Annotated in this window: 2 protein-coding genes; both read left to right on the top strand. The window is 60.2% G+C overall.

Annotated elements, in window-relative coordinates; genetic code table 11:
- The coding region (locus tag ABHR76_RS09830) for a rod shape-determining protein MreD (RefSeq protein WP_346977613.1) at positions 1–550 on the top strand (550 nt) is incomplete at its 5' end.
- Between the two features lie 13 nt (positions 551–563).
- Entirely contained in the window at positions 564–2,633 is a 2,070-nt protein-coding gene (gene mrdA / locus ABHR76_RS09825) for a penicillin-binding protein 2 (protein WP_346977612.1), read from the top strand.
- The last annotated feature ends 140 nt before the right edge of the window (positions 2,634–2,773 follow it).

The raw sequence follows: 2,773 nt of genomic DNA, 5'->3' as shown, positions 1-2,773 counted from the left end.
GGGGATGAGCTCCCGCACGTTTGTGATCGCCGCCATTGTGTGCGTGCTGCTGCAGGCAGGCCTGGCACCGCAGATCTCCATTGCGGGCGGTCGCGTCAACTTCATGATTATCCTGGTGTGCCTAAGCGTGTTCTCGGGCGACCCGACCCGTGCCGTCGTGTGCGGTTTTTGCAGCGGCTTGTTCTATGACCTGTCCGCTGCCGTGCCGGTGGGCGTTATGTCGCTCCTGCTGACCGTGGGTTCTTTTGCCCTGGTGCACAGCGCCGTCGGTCAGACGGGCGGTACCCCGAGTGCGCGCGGCGTCACTGTGGGCGCCTTTGCGCTCGTCATTAATGTGATCTACAGCATCATCTTGCTGTTTATGGGTTTGGAGACGAGCTTTGTCGTGGCGATCTTCGGCCATGCGCTGCCGTCCTCGATCCTGACGGGTCTGGTTGCCATTCCGTTTTTGATGTCCGGCGTCGTGCCGCAGTCCGGCTATGGATTCTCCGCACGTGGCGGACGCCAGGCGGGTATGCGCTTTAAGCCCAAGACCCGCAAGCTCAAATAGGGGAGGCCCGTAGATGTCTTCCCAGATGACGGTTATTATCGCCGGTATCGTGCTGGTTGTGGCCATCGTGGTCGCGCTGGTCGTCATGCGTCGTGGCGATTCCCGTTTTACCTACGATACGCAGCATGGAACGGCCCCGCGCGCCACCGAGGGCGAGGGCAATACCGCGTCGACCGCCTTTAAGGGCCGCTTTTCCATCCTCACCACGGGTGTGGGCGCGATGTTTGCGGCGCTTGCCGTCAAGCTGTGGGGCATGCAGATGGTCTCATCGGACTATTACGAGAAGCAGGCCAATAGTAATCAGACTCGCACCGTTACAACACCCGCTGTGCGCGGTCGCATCCTCGACCGCAATGGCGTGGCGCTTGTCCAGAACCGTCCCTCACTTGCTGTCGTGGCCTACCGCGACCTTGCCGAGGATGAGGTTCTGGTTCGCCATCTTGCCAACGTGCTTGGAATGCCTTACGTGGCGGTCCTTCGCAATATTCAGGACAATACAGAGGGCGCTCAGAGCCTGCATACCATCGCGACGGACGTCCGTCGCTCCACGGTTGCCTATATTCAGGAGCATGCCGGCGAGTTCCCGGGCGTCAAGATTGCCGAGCGTACCGAGCGTCAGTATCCATATGGCGAGACGGCATGCCATATCTTGGGCTATACCGGCACCATTACCTCCGAGCAGCTCGAGGCCCAGAATAAGAAAACCTCTGGCGATGATGATGCTTCTGCTGGCAAGATTACGTACCAGTCGGGCGATATCGTGGGCCAGGCGGGCGTTGAGAGCTACTACGAAAACTTGCTGCAGGGTATTCGTGGCGAGCAGACCGTCAAGGTCGATGCATCGGGCAATGTGACCGGTCAGGCCGGCGCTGTGCCCGCGAAGGCCGGCTCCGACATTAAGCTCACGCTCGACCTTAAGATCCAACAGGCCTGTGAGACGGCGCTGGCGAGCGCTATCGAGCTTGCCAAGACCACCGGCTACAGCAATGCCGGCAACGGCGCTGTGGTGTGTCTCGATCCCAACAATGGCGAGATCCTGGGCATGGCGAGCGAGCCCAAGTTTGATCCGTCCGTCTTTATCGGCGGCGTCTCAAATGACGTGTGGACCGAGCTAAATGATGACAAGGGTTCGCACCCGCTGCTCAACCGCGCCATTAGCGGACAGTACATGTCGGCCTCGACCATCAAGCCGCTCTCGGCACTGGCCGGTCTTGAGTTTGGAACCTACACTTCAACGCAGACAACCAACTGCACGGGCTATTGGACGGGCCTGGGCAAGTCGTGGGGCAAGTACTGCTGGCTGCATTCCGGCCACGGCACCATGACGCTGCAGTCGGGTATCGCCAACTCGTGCGACCCCGTCTTCTACGACATGGGCAAGGCGTTTTTTTATGACGAGCAGCATTCCGAGGGCCTGCAGGAGGTCTTTCGTCGCTGGGGCCTGGGCAAGACCTGCGGTATCGATCTGCCGAGTGAAGGCGCGGGCCGTATTCCCGATGCCGAGTGGAAAGAGTCGTACTTCACCGACGCCTCTGCCGAGGACCGCAAGTGGAATGCCGGCGATATGACCAACATTGCCATCGGTCAGGGCGACATCCTGGTGACGCCCCTGCAGATGGCGTGTGCCTATATGGGTCTTGCCAACGGCGGCAAACAGTACGTGCCTCACGTGTTTTTGTCTGCCGTGTCGCGCGATGGCGACGGCGATGCCTATAAGTACAACGGCAAGGGCAAGAAGAAGCGCCTGGAGGCCAAGATCAACAGCGATTCGGATTTGGCTCTTGTTCGCAACGGCATGCACGACGTGATTTACACGGCATCGACGTCCCTGGCGGCTCACTTTGGCACCCTGACGCCGCAGGTATACGGCAAGTCGGGCACGGGCGAGAAAAGTGGCGAGGATGAATACGCGTGGTTCTGCGCCTATGCACCGGCCGATGACCCCAAGTATGTCATCGCTACCGTCCTGGAGCAGGGCGGCGGTGGCTCAGATACCGCGATGCATGTCGTGCGCGACGTGCTCGGCGTGATTTATGGCGAGCCCGATACCTCTTCGGCCTCGGGCGATTCTTCGGTTCGATAGGAGGTTGCGATGGATTTTTCTCCGGCGGATCTGTTCCGTTCAACCAAGACCGGCTCTCGCAGCAGCCTGGACCGTGTCAACAAGCAACTTTCGGCCTCGCGCGGCACGTTTCGCCAAAAGGTGCATATCGGTGTGCTCGT

It is taken from the genome of Collinsella aerofaciens (assembly GCF_039752985.1).
Taxonomy (GTDB): domain Bacteria; phylum Actinomycetota; class Coriobacteriia; order Coriobacteriales; family Coriobacteriaceae; genus Collinsella; species Collinsella aerofaciens_BT.
The sequence above is the reverse complement of the archived record's forward strand: the minus strand, read 5'-3'. Positions and strand labels throughout refer to the sequence as shown.